Genomic DNA, 15041 nt, shown 5'->3' with positions numbered 1-15041 from the left:
GTTTCCTCGAAATCGGGATGCTCGGTTTAGGTTTTTTTGCTTCCCTACCCGGCGTTTTTTTTACCGCTGTTTTACCCGCCGCGCACTAGGCCCGTCGCTCCGTGACGAATGGCCTAATTCATCCACGCCCCAACCCGCCGCGCATACCGATGCCCGCCGCGGGCCGGCCAGGGCCGCCGGACGTGACGGACGTCATATTTGGTAAACGTCTTCAATTTCCTAACGTGAATAAAGACAACGAATTTCCGTTGTCTTCAACACGAAGAGGAGTTTATTCATGGACGCGAATTTCATCGGCTCAGTGATTAACGCTTTACCCATGGACCAAATGATCGCCGGCCCGTTAAAGGCGATGATCAGCGCGCAGACGCAGGCCGCGAAGAGCTACGCGGATTTCCTGATGCAGGTCTGCATCCAGGGCGGCAAGGCCGTGGCCGTCCAGTTCGACTACGACGAGACGCTGGTGGACGAAAGCGGCGTGTCGAAGGGCGTCGTGCAGAAGACGATGCGCATCCCGCTGCTCGCGGCGATCGTCCACCCGATCATCGCGATCGAGGAAGGCACGATCGACTTCGAGATGGAGATCACGCAATCGGAGAAGTCGTCGTCGTCGACCGAGGCCGGCGGCGAATTCCAGGCGAAGTTCGGCTGGGGGCCGATCAGCGTCAGCGTGTCCGGGCGCGTGTCGCACAAGGCGGAGCAGACGCGCAGCACCGACACGCGCGCGAAATATTCGATCCATACGCAGGTGAAGCGCCAGTCGCCGCCCGAAGCGCTGATGCGCGTGATCGACTTCCTGACCGAAGCCGCGACCAAGCCGGTCGTCACGGAAGGCAACGCGAAGGCCGTGAAGCCGCTGCCGGCGACGCCGACCGACGGCAAGCTGGTCGGCGATGCGTCGGGCGCGGGCGGTAGCGCGGCCGCGCCTGCCGGCGCCGGTGCGGATGCCCAGCAGCCGGCGCACGCGTAAGCGCGCGGACCGGCCATGTTCAGGCTCTTCAGACGGTCTCGCCGCGCGGGCGGCGGGCAGGACGACGGAGATACGCGTCCGGGCGGCCGCACCGCCCGAGCGGAACCGGACGGGCCGGTCCCGCCGCCGGCCGATGCGGCGGCCGGCACTGCCGGGACGGTCGCGGGCACCGCCGCGCCGGCGGCGGTAACCGCCGATCCAGCGCGCCACGTGCCGCCCGACGTCTCCGGTGCGCCGGCCGGGGCCGCGCCGGGCACGCACGACGCACCGGGCGCCGTGCCCGGCGCGTCCGCCGGCGGCGTGCCTCCCGCTCCGCCGGCCCCACCGGCGCCGCCCGGCACGCCTGCCGACGACGAGCGCCCGCCGCCACGCGGCATCGCGCTCGACGAAATCGCGCGCGGGATGCAGCACGCGGCGGCCGCCGCGAACCAACTGCTCGCGCACCAGTACACGGCCGTGCTCGACCAGTTCTTCGACCTGCGCGACGACGGCCTGCTCGCGCCACGCGAGGTCACGGTCGCGCTCGACGCGGAGCACACGATGCCGGTGCCGCTCGTCGCGCTCGCCACGCCGCGCGGGCTCGCGCTCGACCGGATGGTCGTGCACCTGACCGTGCGCGGCGACTTCACCGAGGCGTTGCCGGCCGGCGGCGTCGCGGGCGGCGACGACCAGCGCAGCCGTTTCTACGTGACGTTCGCGCCGCCCTCCGGGAAGAAGGACGCACAGGGCAACGCGCGGCAGCGCGACACCGAGCACATCGACATCGAAATGCAGTTCGCGGCGCTGCCGCCGCCCGAAGCGATCATGCGCGTGATCGACGAATACACGCATCGCCTGGTGCCGCGCGCACGGCCGGGCAGCAAGGAGAACGACGATGGCGAACCAGCCTGAACACACCGGTGAGCAAGGCATCGCGCTGATCAAGCAGTTCGAGGGGCTGCGGCTCGCGCGCTATCTCGACGCGGTCGGCAAGCCGACGATCGGCTACGGGCACCTGATCCTGCCGAACGAGCGCTTCACGCGACCGCTCACGCCGGCCGAAGCCGAGGCGCTGTTGCGGCGCGACCTGCGCGGCGCCGAGCTGAACCTGCGCAAGCTGCTGCGCGTGCCGGTCACGCAGCAGCAGTTCGATGCGCTGATGTCGTTCGTCTTCAATCTCGGCGCGGGACGGCTGCGCTCGTCCACGCTGCTGCGCTATCTGAACGCCGGCGCCAGCGCGCGTGCGGCCGACCAGTTCCTCGTCTGGAACAAGGCCGGCGGCAAGCCGCTCGCGGGGCTCACGAAGCGCCGCCAGGCCGAGCGCGCGCTGTTTCTGTCGTGAGCGACAGGACATCGCACCGGCCGAACGTCACGGGTCGCCGCGCATGTCGTTCGCGCCATTTCGCGTGTCGTCGGCTGCCCGTAAGCTGAAACCGTCGCTGAAATCTCGCCGCATCCGTTCCAGCCGTTCGTCATTCGTCATTCACGTTCGTTACTCGTCACGACAGGAGCCCCGCATGAAGATCACTCGCTCGCCCGGCCACACGACGTCGCCGCATTTCACCGTTTCGCGCATGCTGCGCCGCGTGCTCGGCGCCGCATGCGTCGCCGTCGCCGCCGTGGCGACGGTCGCGCCGCACGCCGTCGCCGCCCCCGCCGATCCGCTGCCCGCATACGGCGCCGACCTCTCGCGCACGTCGGTGTCGGGACTGTCGTCCGGCGGCTTCATGGCCGCGCAGTTCGACGTCGCGTTCTCGAGCCGGCTGATCGGCGCGGGCATCGTCGCGGGCGGCCCGTTCTACTGCGCGGGCGTGAACGCGCTGATCCCGCCGGCGGTGGCCGCGACCACGCTGTGCATGCAGCCGATCGGTCCCGCGCCATCCGCGGCCGATGCCTGGCGCGCCGCGCGCATGTTCGCGCAGCGCGGCGAGATCGACGATCCGGCCGCGCTGCGCGCTCAGCGCATCTACGTGTTCAGCGGCGCGAAGGATACGGTGGTGTCGACGCGCGTCGTCGACCAGACAGCGCGCTTCTACACGCTCGCGCAGGTCCCGGCCGCGAACCTTCAGTACCGCGAATCGCCGGACGCCGGCCATGCGTTCATCACGAACCGCCCCGAAGACAACGCATGCAGTGCGAACGCGAGCCCGTATATCGACAACTGCGGCTTCGAGCAGGCACACGACATCGTGCGCTGGATCTACGGCACCCCCGACAAGCCGCTCAATCCGCCGGCCGCCCAGGCAGGCGGCAAGCTGCTGAAGTTCGATCAGCGCGCGTTCGATCCGCGGCGCGGCGCGTCGCTCGGCGACACGGGTTATGCATACGTGCCGGCCGACTGCGAGCGCACGGCCTGCGCGGTGCACGTGGTGTTCCACGGCTGCGTGCAGAACGTCGCGGCCGTCGGCGAGAAGATGATTCGCGGCGTCGGCTACAACGAGATCGCCGACACGAACCGGCTGATCGTGCTCTATCCGCAGGTCGAGAAATCGGCCGTCAATCCGCTCGGCTGCTGGGATTTCTGGGGCTATACGAGCACCGATCCGCTCAACCCCGGCTTCTACCGCCGCGACGCGCCGCAGATGGCCGCCGTGATGCGGATGGTGCAGCGCCTCGGCGCCGCGCGTCAGTAATCCGCGTACCGGCCGTCGTCACGCCGTCACCGCCCCTTCATCACGAGGAATCGCCATGTTCTCCACGTTCATCGCCCAATGGGAACGCGCGCACGCCGACGCGCTCCAGCTGTTCGGCAAGGTCGCCGCGCAGACGACCGGCGCCGGCGGCACGTCCGGCGGCCCCGCGTGGCGCGCGTTCGCGCACACCGCGCTGCTCGCCGGCCACCGTTACTCCGACGCCTGCCAGGCCGCGATCGACGCGTCGTGGCGCGGCCAGCTCGAACGGTTCGCGCCCGGCAGCTCGGCCGCCGCGGTCAAGGAGCTGGCGGCGCTGAACGCCGATCTCGCGACGCGTTTCACGCAGAGCCACCTGCAGCATGCGGGCGCGATGGCCGACGCGGCCGCGCAATACCTCGACGATCTCGCCCGCACGCGCGGCCCCGCCGATGCCGCGATGGCGCTCGGCCGCTTCGCGGGCGACCTGCAGGCCCAGGCGCGCGCCCATGCGCTGCACGTCGCGTCGCTCGCGAACGGCGTCGCGCCCGCGCTTGCGCAGTGGGCCGACCGCACGCTGCGCGACGATCGCGGCACGTCCGATCAGGAGCAAACGTCATGAACATCAAGCTCCGCTTCGTCAACCGCTCGAACGACTGCGGCAACAGCGAAGTCGTGCTGTTCCAGCGCGACGTGATCCCCGATCTCGACGCATTTGCGATCGCGTGGAAGGTGATCCGCTATTGCGGGCGCGACTGCTTCCATCCGTTCGACTACTCGACCGACATCGACGTCGCGCTCGGCGACGAGCACGGCAACTTCTCGCCGCGCGTCGCGGCGCCCGCCGGCGTGCGCTTCGTGGTCGACGCGCAGCCGACCGGACGCGGCCGGCTCGTGTCCGACCCGGCCGACGCGCCGGGCGGCGACATCGAGGTCGTCAACCGGTTGCCGCGCGGCGCCGTGAACGTCAACGCGTTCAGCGCCGGCCGGCTGATCGCGGTGAAGGAAGCGGTCGCGCCCGGGCAGAAGGCCGTGTTCCGCTTCACGCCGACGCTGTGGATCGGCGTGGCGTCGCAGATACAGGAAAGCCGCGCGCTGCACGCGGCGGTGATGTCGAGCGCGAATACGCTTCTGCCGCTGGCGGGCGTCGCCGCGGCCGACATCGTGATGACGGGCGGCGGCACCGGCACCGACGCGCAGCCGTTTGCGTTCTCGCTCGAACACATCGTGCGCGCGTAGCGCCGCCTGACATGGCTTGAACCGGCTTGACGGCACGGCTTCGCGGCCGGGCCGGCGGGAAAGGTGTGCGGCAGACCGACTGCCGTTTTTTTCAAACTCAAGGAGCAACGACGTGGATATCCAACTGAACCTGATCAACCGCTCGAACGACGCGAACAATTCGAGCGTCGTGATCTTCCAGAAGAACGTGGCGACCGACTTCGACGAACTCGCGATCGCGTGGAAGGTGATCCGCAATTGCGGCCAGGGCGACAACCATCCGTTCAAGTTCCCGATGACGATGAGCGTGAGCGCGAGCGACAGCTGGGGCAACTACATGCCGCAGCAGGTCGCAGCGAACGGCCAGGTGTTCCAGGTCGTGCGCTCCAGCTCGGGCGACGTGCTGCAGCTCGGCGGCGACCCGGGCGCGAGCTCCGAGGTGCAGGTGCGCAACGACCTGCCGGCCGGCGCGATCAACGCGACGATCTACAAGGACGGCAGCGCGCTCGCGCGCAAGACGTCCGTCGCGCCGGGCCAGAAGGCCGTGTTCCAGTTCAAGCCGACGATCTGGATCGGCGTCGCGTCGCAGATCGAACAGGGCGCGCTGATGAATTCCGCGGTGATCTCCGACATCAACACGGAACTGTCGCTGCTCGGCATCGCGAGCGCCGACATCGTGATGACCGGCGGCGGCCCCGGCCCGCGCTCGATGCCGTTCACGTTCCGGCTGGAAAACGTGGTGATGGCGTAACGGTCCGTGCGCCGGCGACGCACGGCCGGCGCCCCTTCAATCAGTTCTCCAAATCGAATCAAGGTGACTCATGGACATCAATCTCAACTTCGTCAACCTGTCGAACGACGTCAACAACAGCCAGATCGTGATCTTCCAGAAGAACGTGTCGACGGACTTCGACGAGCTCGCGATCGCGTGGAAGGTGATCACCAACTGCGGGCGCGGCGACAACCATCCGTTCGTGTTCCCGATGCTGACGACCGTCTCCGCGAGCGATGCCGACGGCAACTACATGCCGCAGAAGCGCGCGGACAACGGACAGGTTTTCACCGTGTCGCGCGCGACGTCGGGCAACGTGCTGGCGCTGGCCGGCCCCGCGCCGACGTCGCGCGAGATCCAGCTGCGCAACGACCTGAGCCAGGGGGCGATCACCGCGTCGGTCTTCAAGGACAACCGGCTGCTCGCGCACAAGACGGGCATCGTGCCGGGGCAGAAAGCGGTGTTCGAGTTCAAGCCGACGCTGTGGATCGGCACGGCATCGCAGATCGAACAGGGCGCGGTGATGAACTCGGCCGTGCTGTCCGACATCAACACCGAACTGTCGCTGCTGGGGATCAAGAGCGCCGACATCGTGATGACGGGCGGCGGCGGCGGCACCACCGCGACCGCGTATCAGTTCCGGCTCGCGAACGTCGTGATGGGATAAGCCGCAAGCCACGCGTGCGCGACGGCGAACGGGCCGCACCCGTCACGTCGTCGCGCGACCGCGGTGCATGAATCAGCTCGCGCGCCGCACGGGCGCCATCTTCGAGAAGTACTTCGCACCCGCGACGCAGCCGACGACCACGACCGTCACCGCGAGCATCGACGGCGGCACCGTCTCGTGCAGCAGCCCGGCCGCGAGCAGGAAACCGAAGAACGGCTGCAGCAACTGAAGCTGGCCGACGCCCGCGATCCCGCCGAGCGCGAGGCCGCGATACCAGAACACGAAGCCGATCAGCATGCTGAACAGCGATACGTACGCGAGCCCCCACAGCGCGGCGGCGTCGACGCCGTCGAACGTCGCGGGCCACGTGAACCACGCGAGCGGCAGCATCACCGGCAGCGACAGCACGAGCGCCCACGAGATCACCTGCCAGCCACCGAGCTGACGCGACAGGCGCGCACCCTCCGCATAGCCGAGCCCGCACGCGACGATCGCGGCCAGCATCAGCGCATCGCCCACCACCGACGCGCTTCCGCCGTTGCGCAGCGCGAACGCGGCCACCGCACCGCTGCCGACCAGCGAGAAGATCCAGAACGGCAGCCGCGGCCGTTCGCCGCCCCGCCAGACGCCGAACAGCGCGGTCGCGAGCGGCAGCAGTCCGACGAACACGATCGCATGCGCGGACGTCACGTGCTTGAGCGCCAGCGCCGTCAGCAACGGAAAACCGACCACGACCCCGAGCGCGACGACGACGAGCGACGCGGTCTCGGCACGCGTCGGCCGCTTCTGCCTCAGCGCGGCGAGCAGGATCAGGCCGAGCACGCCGGCGATCGTCGCGCGCGCGAACGTGAGGAACAGCGGGTCGAGCCCCTGCACCGCGACGCGCGTCGCGGGCAGCGAGCCACTGAAGATGATCACGCCCAGCAGGCCGCTGAGCCATCCGTCGGTCGTCTTTTGCACGGGAAATCCTGATCGGAACAAGGTGGATGACCGATGATCCGCCGCCCGTGAAAAGCGCGTAAGCTACAGCCCAATACAATCCGGACAAACTGTACTGGACAACCGGCCGTACAGTTCCCCCTCGCCATGAGCCGTTCCGTGCAAGCCCCTGCTCCGCCCGCGCCGTCGCGCACGCGCGTGGAAACCGTGATGAACACGCTGCGTGCAAGGATCGCGAGCCGCGCGCTGATGCCCGGCGCGCGCGTGCCGTCGATCCGGATGATGGCCGACGCCCTGCACGTGTCGAAGTCGACCGTCGTCGACGCGTACGAGCGGCTCGCGAGCGAAGGCGTGCTCGTCGCGCGGCGCGGCTCCGGCTTCTACGTGTCGGGCCACGCGCCGCCGCTCGCGCTCGCCGAACTCGGCCCGCGCCTCGATCGCGAACTCGATCCGCTGTGGCTGTCGCGCCAGGCGCTCGAGGCGGCGCCGAACTCGGTGAAGCCGGGCTGCGGCTGGCTGCCATCGTCGTGGCTGCCGGACGAGAGCCTGCGACGGGCGCTGCGCGCGGCGTCGCGCGACGAACCCGACGCGCTGACCGACTACGCGACGCCGCTCGGGCTGCCCGCGTTGCGCCAGCAGCTGGCGTGGCGGCTCGCGCAGCACGGCGTCCATGCGGAGCCCACGCAGATCATGCTGACCGACGGCGGCACGCACGCGCTCGATCTCGTGTGCCGGCTGCTGCTGGAGCCGGGCGACACCGTCGTGCTCGACGATCCGTGCTACTTCAACTTCCAGGCGCTGCTGCGCGCGCATCGCGCGCGGATCGTCAGCGTGCCGTTCACGCCCAACGGCCCCGATCTCGCACGCTTCGAGCAGGTGCTTGCCGAGCATCGGCCGCGTCTGTACATCACCAACGCGGCGCTGCACAACCCGACCGGCGCGACGCTCGCGCCGCCGGTCGCGCACCGGCTGCTGACGCTGGCGGCCGAGCACGGCCTGCTGATCGTCGAGGACGACATCTTCGCGGATTTCGAGAGAACGCCCGCGCCGCGCCTTGCGGCATTCGACGGGCTGTCGCGCGTCGTGTCGATCGGCAGCTTCTCGAAGACGCTGTCGGCCGCGATCCGCTGCGGCTATGTCGCCGCGCGCCCCGAATGGATCGACGCGCTCGTCGACCTGAAGCTCGCGACGTCGTTCGGCAACGCGCAGATCGGCGCGAACGTCGTGCACCGGCTGCTGGTCGACGGCACCTACCGGCGCCATCTCGACGGCCTGCGTGCGCAGCTGGCCGATGCGATGGGCGAAACGATCCGGCGGCTCGCGCGCGCCGGGCTCGGGATCTGGACCGAACCGCGCGGCGGCCTGTTCGTCTGGGCGGAACTGCCCGACGGGCTCGATGCCGCGCGCGTGGCGCGTCATGCACTCGACCACGATGTGGTGCTCGCGCCCGGCAACGTGTTCAGCGCGTCGCACGGCGCGACGTCGTTCATGCGCTTCAACGTGTCGCGCTGCAAGGGGCCGGCGGTGTTCGATGCGCTGGCGCGGGCGATGGACGCGACGCGTGCGGCGGAACGCAGCGATCGCACACTGGCCGGCGACCGATGACCATCGAAGGCGGCGGGACGCACGAACGCCCCGCCGCCACCGTCACACTTCCGCCGCGTGCGCCCTCGCCCGCACCTCCGCGAACGTCGTATCGACCAGCATTCTCCCCGTATCGAACACCGTTTCGAGCGCATCGTCCCACTCGCCTTCGAGCGCGCGATCGTCCCACGCGACCGGCAGCGTCACCGTCCGGTATTCTCCCGTGCGCCGATTGCGCAGCAACGTAAGGCGCCCCCTCTTCGAGCGCTTGCCCGGATCGGTGACCGGATCCTTGCTCACGTCGTGCCACACGCCGTCGCGCCGGATCGCCGAGCACTTCATCGCGAAGCGCTGCGTATCGCGATTGACTTGCTGCAGCAGCGCACCGCCCATCCCGAACACGACGTTGCCGGCCGCGTAGCCCGCGTCGTCGAGCGCGGCGAGAATCGCGTCGATCGACAGCTCGTCGACGCCGTCGCCCTGGATCACGCGCACGTGGTTCAGCACGCGCCGTCCCTTGCCGTTCAAGGACGAACCGAACGATGCGTCGAGCGCGCGCACGGTCTGCAGCACGATCGCCACGGGGTCGCCCGAATCGGGACGCACGACCAGCGTCGCGCCCGAATCGATCACGGCTTGCCGAAGCGCGCCGCCCCACATCTCGAGCGCGGCGAACAGATCGTAGGAGTCCGACACGACCGATACGATCGCGCCGGGCAGACCGAAGCGAGCGATCATGTTTCGATACGCATCGGCTTCGTGCTCACGCCCCCACGACGTGATCGTGCTGTGCTCGGCCGCCGGCACCGAATACGCGGCCATCGGCTCGCGATAGAAGCGGTTCGCGGCCAGCACGCCGAGCACCGTGTCCGAACCCATGAAGCTCACGAGATGCGCGGCGCCGCCGATCGCGGCCGATTCCGCGCTCGATACGCCGCGCGCGCCGAAGTCGTGCAGCTTGAACGGCAACTGCGCGAGATCGTCGTCGGTCTTCTCGAGAAAGCGGCGGATCGTCTGCCGCAGGTGCCAGCTGCGCGTCGCGACCGTCACCGGGTACCACACGCGCAGCAGCATCGTCTCCAGATACGACGCGAGCCAGAACACCTTCGGGTCGTCGCATTCGACGGTCATCAGCACGTTGTGCACCGGCACGATCGAACCTTCGGGCACCGCGCGAATCGTCACGGGCAGATAACCGTCGTAGTGCTCGACGATATGGCGCCAGCCGTCCTCGTTGAACGGCTCGCCATGCACCGCGAAGAAATCGCGGGCGTCGTCGATCATCGCGTGCGTGACGGGCCGGCACAGATATTCCTTCAGCAGCATCTGCAAGCCGAAGAACAGCGTGCGGTCGTAGCGGCCGCCGCGCGACTCGACGTACGAGAACATCGCCTGCGCGTCGGGCGGATATTGCAGGAAGTGGGAAACCTTGTACGAATCCGTGTTGAGGATCGGATTGGCGAGAACCGCGGCAAAGCCGCCGGGATCGTTTTGCATGGCTAGAGCTCCTCTAGGCCGTTGAAGTGCCGCCGCGTCTGTCGCGGCGGACCGGAATCCGGGGAATCAGCGCGTCACAGCTTCCCCAGGAAGTGATACGCGATCTCGAAGTGATCCTCGAACATCACGTTGCGCATCTGCGCGAATTCGTTGAGCGGCACCCAGCGCGCCTTGTCGGCGTCGTCGCTGCCCTTCACGCGCGGCAGCTCGCCGGTCGGGAAGTTGAACAGGCACGCGTGCGTGATCGTGCGGCCGCGCAGCGAGCGGGCCGGATGATCGAACACCTGGCGATCCTTGATCGAGCCGCGCAGCACGGGCTCCGGCAGCTTCAGGCCGGTTTCCTCGCGCAATTCGCGGATGCACGCCGCGTCGAGCCGTTCGTCCTGGTTCACGAAGCCGCCCGGCAACGCCCACAGGCCGCGCCCCGGTTCGCTGCGCCGACGCACGAGCAGGATATGGCCGGAGTGCACGACCACCGCATCGACCGTCACGAACGTGACCGGATACGGTGCGGCCGACCATGCCTTGCGATACGCGGCGATGAATTCGGCTTCGGCCTTCAACTGCGCGAATTGCGGCTGCGTGCGGAAATGTTCGAGCCAGCCGAACACGGGTTCCGGCACGGCCCATTGCACGAAGCTGTTGGTTCGTTCGGCGAAATACTGGTCGCGGATTTCGGTGGCGGAAATGTCTTCGGTCGCATCGACGTCGACGAGCTCCCATTGCGGGAACATCCGCAAGTAATACGACGTGGCGTCCTTTTCGTGGCCGATCAGCCCGACCTTGCGCTGCGCGACGTCGCCGAGCGCGGCGGCCACGGCATCCTGCACCCAGCGCACCCAGTCGCCGTCGTTGTACGTCGAATCCTGCACGGGTGCGACCGTCACACGATCGCGCTCGGACGGCTCGAGCAGCGAAGCCAGCATCTGGCAGCGCTCGTCGAACGAAAACGGATCCTTGATGGTGCGGGGCTTGTCGGTCGACCCGATCAGCACGCACACGCGCTCGGCCCGGCTCAGTGCCGACTTCAGCACGTTCAGGTGACCACGATGCGGGGGCTGGAAACGACCAATGAAAACGAGCGCGTCGAAGCGCCGGTTCTGTTGCGTACTCATGAGGCTCCCTCAAGAGATTGAAACGCTTCGGGTCTTTCCCGAAGGCATGGAATCGATCGTAGGGGAATTCCCGGAGAAGGTCAATCGAGCACGCGCTCGACTTGACGAAGTCTGACGAAACGCGCGGCGCCGGCGCGGTACACTCGATTTCATCCCAATCCGCGCCGTGGCGCCCGCCATCCATCATGAGGATCTCAGTCAGCCGGATCGTCGGCGTCGATCGCAGACGCCTCTTCACGTGGTCGCAGGACTACGCGCGGCGGCTCGTGTGGGACAGCTTCCTCGCCGACGCGTATCTGCTCGACGGGATGACGGCCGACGTCGGCGTCGACGCGTTCTGCCGCAGCCAGTCCGGCGCGACGATGGTGTCGCGCTACATCTCGTACCGTCCGCCGCAGGTCGCGGCCATCGAAATGGTCGACGGGCCGAAAGTGCTCGAACGCTTCAGCGGCAGCTGGAATTTCACGGAGCGCACGCCGGGCACGACCGAAGTGAAGTTCACGTACCAGTTCCGCGCGCAGCCGTCCTGGCTGCGCTGGCTGCTCGAACCGCTGATCGGCGCGTTCTATCTCGTGCACACGCGCCGGCGTCTCGACTCGTTCAAGCGCTGGGCCGAAGCCGAAGCGCTGCCGCACTGACGCGCGACGCCGCGCGCATCAGAGGAACGGCGAAATGTTCGCGATCGCGCGCGAGACGTAATCGTCCTTCTCGCCCACCGGCGCGACATAGTGAATCGCGCTGCGCGCAGCCTCGACGCCGGCCAGACGCGCGATGAACCACGCGGCCAGATACTGCGACGACAGACACCCGCCGGCGGTCGCGACGTTCCCGCTGGCCACGAACGGCTGGTCGAGCACGGCCACGCCGGCTTCCTGCACCCACGGCTTCGTGGTCAGGTCGGTACACGCGGGGACATCGCCGAGCCATCCCAGTTTCGCCAGCACGAGCGTGCCCGAGCACTGCGCGCCGAGCAACTGCCGCGCGGGGTCGAACTGCAATTGCGCCATCAACGCGGCATCGGCCACGACGTCGCGGGTCCGCACGCCACTGCCCACCAGCACGGCGTCGGCGTCGCGGGCGTCCTGCAGCGACGCTTGCGCGTCGATCGTCACGCCGTTCATCGAGCGCACGCGGGCGGTCGGGCTTGCGATCGAAACCCGCCAGCCCGGCTGCTTGACCCGGTTGAGAATGCCGAGCGCGATCAGCGAATCGAGTTCGTTGAAACCGTCGAAGGTCAGGATGGCGATGTGCACGGGGGCCTCTGCGCGGGGACGTAGTACCGCCCGATCATAAGCCGTTCGCGAAATCGGTGCAGCGCGTCGTCGAATGCGCGACCACCGCCGTCGCCCCGGCCGCTCACGCGACGCCGCGCGCCACCTGCTGCCGGACCTGTGCATGCGTGCCGAGCGCGCGCCGTGGCTCGTGTCCAACTTCCTGCTCGACGGGATGCCGGCCGAGGAAGCCGGCGTGCCGCTCGCGTGGGACAACGTCGTCTACGACGGCGCGGGGCTCGGCTATGTCGTGTCGACGCACCAGCAGATCCGGATGTCGCCGCCGACGCGTTCGGTGTTCTCCGCCTATCAGGGTGTTCGCGCACGCGGGCCTGTCCGGGCTGTCGGTGTTCGAGGAAGCGTCGTACCGGGGCATGCTCGCCGCCCGGCGCGTGCTCGCCCGATCGCCGGCGCGCGACGCCGTGCGGCAGCGGTCATTTCGTCATTGCGGCGCCGCCGGCAACCGCTATAATCGCGCGACATTCCGACTGCATTGAGCAGGCCGACGGTGCGCGCCATACGACGCGCCGCATGTCCTCCTCGACAACAACAATGACAAACCGAACCGTTCGACGCCTTCGCCCGTTCGTGCGCGCCGCCGCGCGCCTGCTCGCGTGCGCGCCGCTGCTGGGCGTGCCGCCGGCGCTGCATGCGGCCGATGCCGCAAGCCCGGATGCGCAGCCGGCCTCCGGCCGCTACGTCGTCGTCGACACCGGCCATACGCCGGCCCACCCGGGCGCCACCGGCGCCAGCGGCCGCGTCGAATACCGATACAACCTCGACCTGTCCACCGCCGTCGCGGAGAAACTCGCCGCGCACGGCGATCGCGTACTGCGCACGTCGGCCGACGGCCGCGAGATCGCGCTCGACCAGCGCGCGACGCAGGCCCCCGACGCGAACCTGTTCGTGTCGATCCATCACGATTCGATGCAGCAGCAGTTCATCGACGCGGGCCGGCAACGCGAATTCCGCGGTTTCGCCGTGTTCGTGTCGGAGCGCAATCCGCACTACGCGGAAAGCCTGCGTTGCGCGAAGGCGATCGCCGAGCGGCTGGTCGCGGCCGGCGAACGGCCGTCGCTGTATCACGCGCAGCCGATCAAGGGCGAGAATCGTCCGCTGATCGATCCGCAACTCGGCATCCACCGCTTCGACGATCTCGTCGTGCTGCGCACCGCGCCGATTCCGGCCGTGCTGGTCGAGGCCGGCGTGATCGTCAATCCCGACGAGGAAAAACGGCTCGCGCAGCGCGAGACGATCCAGCGCCTCGCCACCGCGATCGCGGGCGGGATCGACGCGTGCACGGCGGCCAGGTAAAGGTAACGCCCGTTGGTTTTCAACGGATTTCACCCAGTGAGGAGGAGTGCCATGAAAAAGAAGAATCTGCTCGTATCCTGCGCGCTGCTTGCGCTCGCCGTTCCGTTCGCCGCGCATGCGGCCGGCTGCGGCAAACCGCGCAGCGCGTTCGACCAGGTGTACTGCAGCAGCAACGAGTTCTCGCAGCTCGACCGCGAGCTGAACGACGAGTACGGCCGCGTGCGCAAGCAGTTGAGCGGCGACCAGCAGGCGAAGCTGAAGACGGGCCAGCTCGCGTGGATGAAGCAGCGCGACGATCGCTGCAGCGAGACACGCGACGACGGCTACCTCGTGAACCTGCAATGCGCGATCGATGCGACGCAATCCCGCCTGTCGTTCCTGCGCGAACGCGAGCGCGAGTGCGCGAGCACCGGGTGCGTGACGGCGAAGCTCGGGGAGTAAGGGCTGACCGGGTGCCGTGCCGTGAGTCGATTCGCGGCGCGGTACCTTCTTTCGTGCACCATTTGTCATTCGGCAATCCGATGGCACATCGATCACATCGAACATGACGACGATCGACATCCGCGCCGCAACGCCCCCCGATGCATCGGCCATCGCCGAAATCCACGTCGCATCGTGGCGCACAACCTACCCGGGCATCGTGCCTGCCTCGTACCTCGCCGGTCTGTCGGTCGAACAGCGCACCACCGTCTGGCGCGAGGTGCTCGACGCCGAACAGTCACGCGTCGCACTCGCGTTCACGGAAGGCGAGCTCCGGGGCTGGATCAACTATGGTCCGACGCGCGACACCGACAAGGATTCCACCTGGGGCGAAATCGGCGCGATCTATCTGCATCCGTCGCATTGCGGCCGGGGAATCGGGGCCGCGCTGGTCGCCCATGCGCGCCGATCACTGCACGACGCGGGGCATCGGTGGGTATCGCTGTGGGTCCTCGTCGAAAATCGTCGGGCGAAGGCATTCTACGAACGCGAAGGTTTCGTCGCCGAGCGCGACGCCAAGACGTTCGAGATCGACGGTGTGCCGATCGAAGAGATCCGCTATTGGCGTGCGCTTCCTTAGCCACGCCCTCGGTTCATTTCCCGTCGGGTTTGCCGCCGCCCCGCGG

General features: G+C 68.3%; 17 protein-coding genes and 1 pseudogene. 14 read left to right on the top strand and 4 right to left on the bottom strand.

Annotated elements, in window-relative coordinates; translation table 11 throughout:
* Nucleotides 1-277: 277 nt before the first annotated feature.
* The 8 genes from WS46_RS25275 to WS46_RS25240 all read left to right on the top strand — a co-directional run bounded on the left by WS46_RS25275 (nt 278) and on the right by WS46_RS25240 (nt 6215).
* Nucleotides 278-970 (top strand): DUF2589 domain-containing protein, encoded by a 693-nt coding sequence (locus tag WS46_RS25275; RefSeq protein ID WP_059526817.1) that lies wholly within the window; start codon nt 278-280, stop codon nt 968-970.
* Nucleotides 971-985: 15 nt separating this feature from the next.
* Nucleotides 986-1861 (top strand): DUF2589 domain-containing protein, encoded by an 876-nt coding sequence (locus WS46_RS25270; RefSeq protein ID WP_257130053.1) that lies wholly within the window; start codon nt 986-988, stop codon nt 1859-1861.
* On the top strand, nt 1845-2291 hold the full coding sequence (locus WS46_RS25265) for a lysozyme (RefSeq protein ID WP_059506658.1): 447 nt from the start codon (nt 1845-1847) through the stop codon (nt 2289-2291). Before WS46_RS25270 ends, WS46_RS25265 begins: the two co-directional genes overlap by 17 nt.
* Before the next feature lie 175 nt (nt 2292-2466).
* Complete coding sequence (locus tag WS46_RS25260; RefSeq protein ID WP_059692126.1) at nt 2467-3582, top strand: poly(3-hydroxybutyrate) depolymerase; 1116 nt, start codon at nt 2467-2469, stop codon at nt 3580-3582.
* A 55-nt stretch (nt 3583-3637) separates the two neighbouring features.
* Nucleotides 3638-4180: a hypothetical protein gene (locus WS46_RS25255; protein ID WP_059692125.1), complete on the top strand. Its 543-nt coding sequence runs from the start codon at nt 3638-3640 to the stop codon at nt 4178-4180.
* Nucleotides 4177-4797, top strand: coding sequence for a hypothetical protein (locus WS46_RS25250; RefSeq protein WP_059692124.1), 621 nt, complete (start codon nt 4177-4179; stop codon nt 4795-4797). Before WS46_RS25255 ends, WS46_RS25250 begins: the two co-directional genes overlap by 4 nt.
* A 112-nt stretch (nt 4798-4909) precedes the next feature.
* Nucleotides 4910-5527 carry a hypothetical protein gene (locus tag WS46_RS25245; protein WP_059526829.1) on the top strand — a complete coding sequence of 206 codons (618 nt, stop codon included), beginning with the start codon at nt 4910-4912 and terminating at the stop codon, nt 5525-5527.
* Between the two features lie 70 nt (nt 5528-5597).
* On the top strand, nt 5598-6215 hold the full coding sequence (locus tag WS46_RS25240) for a hypothetical protein (protein WP_059692123.1): 618 nt from the start codon (nt 5598-5600) through the stop codon (nt 6213-6215).
* Nucleotides 6216-6287: 72 nt separating this feature from the next.
* On the opposite strand, the gene WS46_RS25235 is transcribed toward WS46_RS25240, so the two are convergent.
* The gene (locus tag WS46_RS25235; RefSeq protein WP_059526834.1) at nt 6288-7175 is read right to left on the bottom strand and encodes a DMT family transporter; all 888 of its coding nucleotides are present in this window, start codon (nt 7173-7175) and stop codon (nt 6288-6290) included.
* A gap of 126 nt (nt 7176-7301) precedes the next feature.
* Between WS46_RS25235 and WS46_RS25230 the strand changes: the two genes are divergently transcribed.
* Complete coding sequence (locus tag WS46_RS25230) at nt 7302-8759, top strand: PLP-dependent aminotransferase family protein (RefSeq protein ID WP_059692122.1); 1458 nt, start codon at nt 7302-7304, stop codon at nt 8757-8759.
* A gap of 42 nt (nt 8760-8801) precedes the next feature.
* Here WS46_RS25230 and WS46_RS25225 read toward each other — a convergent pair whose 3' ends face one another.
* Nucleotides 8802-10235, bottom strand: coding sequence for a nicotinate phosphoribosyltransferase (locus WS46_RS25225; protein ID WP_059692121.1), 1434 nt, complete (start codon nt 10233-10235; stop codon nt 8802-8804).
* Nucleotides 10236-10309: 74 nt separating this feature from the next.
* Nucleotides 10310-11350 (bottom strand): bifunctional nicotinamide-nucleotide adenylyltransferase/Nudix hydroxylase, encoded by a 1041-nt coding sequence (locus tag WS46_RS25220; RefSeq protein ID WP_059526842.1) that lies wholly within the window; start codon nt 11348-11350, stop codon nt 10310-10312.
* Nucleotides 11351-11535: 185 nt separating this feature from the next.
* Between WS46_RS25220 and WS46_RS25215 the strand changes: the two genes are divergently transcribed.
* Nucleotides 11536-11988: a type II toxin-antitoxin system RatA family toxin gene (locus WS46_RS25215; protein WP_059692120.1), complete on the top strand. Its 453-nt coding sequence runs from the start codon at nt 11536-11538 to the stop codon at nt 11986-11988.
* A gap of 18 nt (nt 11989-12006) precedes the next feature.
* Here the strand turns inward: WS46_RS25215 and WS46_RS25210 are convergent, their stop codons facing one another.
* Nucleotides 12007-12603, bottom strand: a complete 597-nt coding sequence (locus tag WS46_RS25210) for a DJ-1/PfpI family protein (RefSeq protein WP_059692119.1) — start codon at nt 12601-12603, stop codon at nt 12007-12009.
* A 94-nt stretch (nt 12604-12697) separates the two neighbouring features.
* Here WS46_RS25210 and WS46_RS34510 point away from each other — a divergent pair.
* The 4 genes and pseudogenes from WS46_RS34510 to WS46_RS25190 form a co-directional block, all read left to right on the top strand.
* Nucleotides 12698-13118, top strand: a pseudogene (locus tag WS46_RS34510) (hypothetical protein); the annotation flags it as partial.
* 55 nt (nt 13119-13173) lie between these two features.
* On the top strand, nt 13174-13935 hold the full coding sequence (locus WS46_RS25200; protein ID WP_059692117.1) for an N-acetylmuramoyl-L-alanine amidase: 762 nt from the start codon (nt 13174-13176) through the stop codon (nt 13933-13935).
* A gap of 51 nt (nt 13936-13986) precedes the next feature.
* Nucleotides 13987-14376 (top strand): lysozyme inhibitor LprI family protein, encoded by a 390-nt coding sequence (locus WS46_RS25195; protein ID WP_059692116.1) that lies wholly within the window; start codon nt 13987-13989, stop codon nt 14374-14376.
* Nucleotides 14377-14479: 103 nt separating this feature from the next.
* Nucleotides 14480-14995 (top strand): GNAT family N-acetyltransferase, encoded by a 516-nt coding sequence (locus WS46_RS25190; RefSeq protein WP_082725397.1) that lies wholly within the window; start codon nt 14480-14482, stop codon nt 14993-14995.
* The last annotated feature ends 46 nt before the right edge of the window (nt 14996-15041 follow it).

It is taken from the genome of Burkholderia sp. RF4-BP95, assembly GCF_001521985.1.
GTDB classification, from domain to species: Bacteria; Pseudomonadota; Gammaproteobacteria; order Burkholderiales; family Burkholderiaceae; genus Burkholderia; species Burkholderia diffusa.
The sequence above is the reverse complement of the archived record's forward strand: the minus strand, read 5'-3'. Positions and strand labels throughout refer to the sequence as shown.

What these genes read in the sequence shown, in the direction of transcription:
- WS46_RS25195 (WP_059692116.1), top strand. Translation starts at nt 13,987, where the DNA reads ATGAAAAAGAAGAATCTGCTCGTATCCTGCGCGCTGCTTGCGCTCGCC.
- WS46_RS25215 (WP_059692120.1), top strand. Translation starts at nt 11,536, where the DNA reads ATGAGGATCTCAGTCAGCCGGATCGTCGGCGTCGATCGCAGACGCCTC.
- WS46_RS25270 (WP_257130053.1), top strand. Translation starts at nt 986, where the DNA reads ATGTTCAGGCTCTTCAGACGGTCTCGCCGCGCGGGCGGCGGGCAGGAC.
- WS46_RS25230 (WP_059692122.1), top strand. Translation starts at nt 7,302, where the DNA reads ATGAGCCGTTCCGTGCAAGCCCCTGCTCCGCCCGCGCCGTCGCGCACG.
- WS46_RS25260 (WP_059692126.1), top strand. Translation starts at nt 2,467, where the DNA reads ATGAAGATCACTCGCTCGCCCGGCCACACGACGTCGCCGCATTTCACC.
- WS46_RS25265 (WP_059506658.1), top strand. Translation starts at nt 1,845, where the DNA reads ATGGCGAACCAGCCTGAACACACCGGTGAGCAAGGCATCGCGCTGATC.
- WS46_RS25275 (WP_059526817.1), top strand. Translation starts at nt 278, where the DNA reads ATGGACGCGAATTTCATCGGCTCAGTGATTAACGCTTTACCCATGGAC.
- WS46_RS25255 (WP_059692125.1), top strand. Translation starts at nt 3,638, where the DNA reads ATGTTCTCCACGTTCATCGCCCAATGGGAACGCGCGCACGCCGACGCG.
- WS46_RS25220 (WP_059526842.1), bottom strand. Translation starts at nt 11,350, where the DNA reads ATGAGTACGCAACAGAACCGGCGCTTCGACGCGCTCGTTTTCATTGGT.
- WS46_RS25200 (WP_059692117.1), top strand. Translation starts at nt 13,174, where the DNA reads ATGACAAACCGAACCGTTCGACGCCTTCGCCCGTTCGTGCGCGCCGCC.
- WS46_RS25250 (WP_059692124.1), top strand. Translation starts at nt 4,177, where the DNA reads ATGAACATCAAGCTCCGCTTCGTCAACCGCTCGAACGACTGCGGCAAC.
- WS46_RS25240 (WP_059692123.1), top strand. Translation starts at nt 5,598, where the DNA reads ATGGACATCAATCTCAACTTCGTCAACCTGTCGAACGACGTCAACAAC.
- WS46_RS25225 (WP_059692121.1), bottom strand. Translation starts at nt 10,235, where the DNA reads ATGCAAAACGATCCCGGCGGCTTTGCCGCGGTTCTCGCCAATCCGATC.
- WS46_RS25190 (WP_082725397.1), top strand. Translation starts at nt 14,480, where the DNA reads ATGACGACGATCGACATCCGCGCCGCAACGCCCCCCGATGCATCGGCC.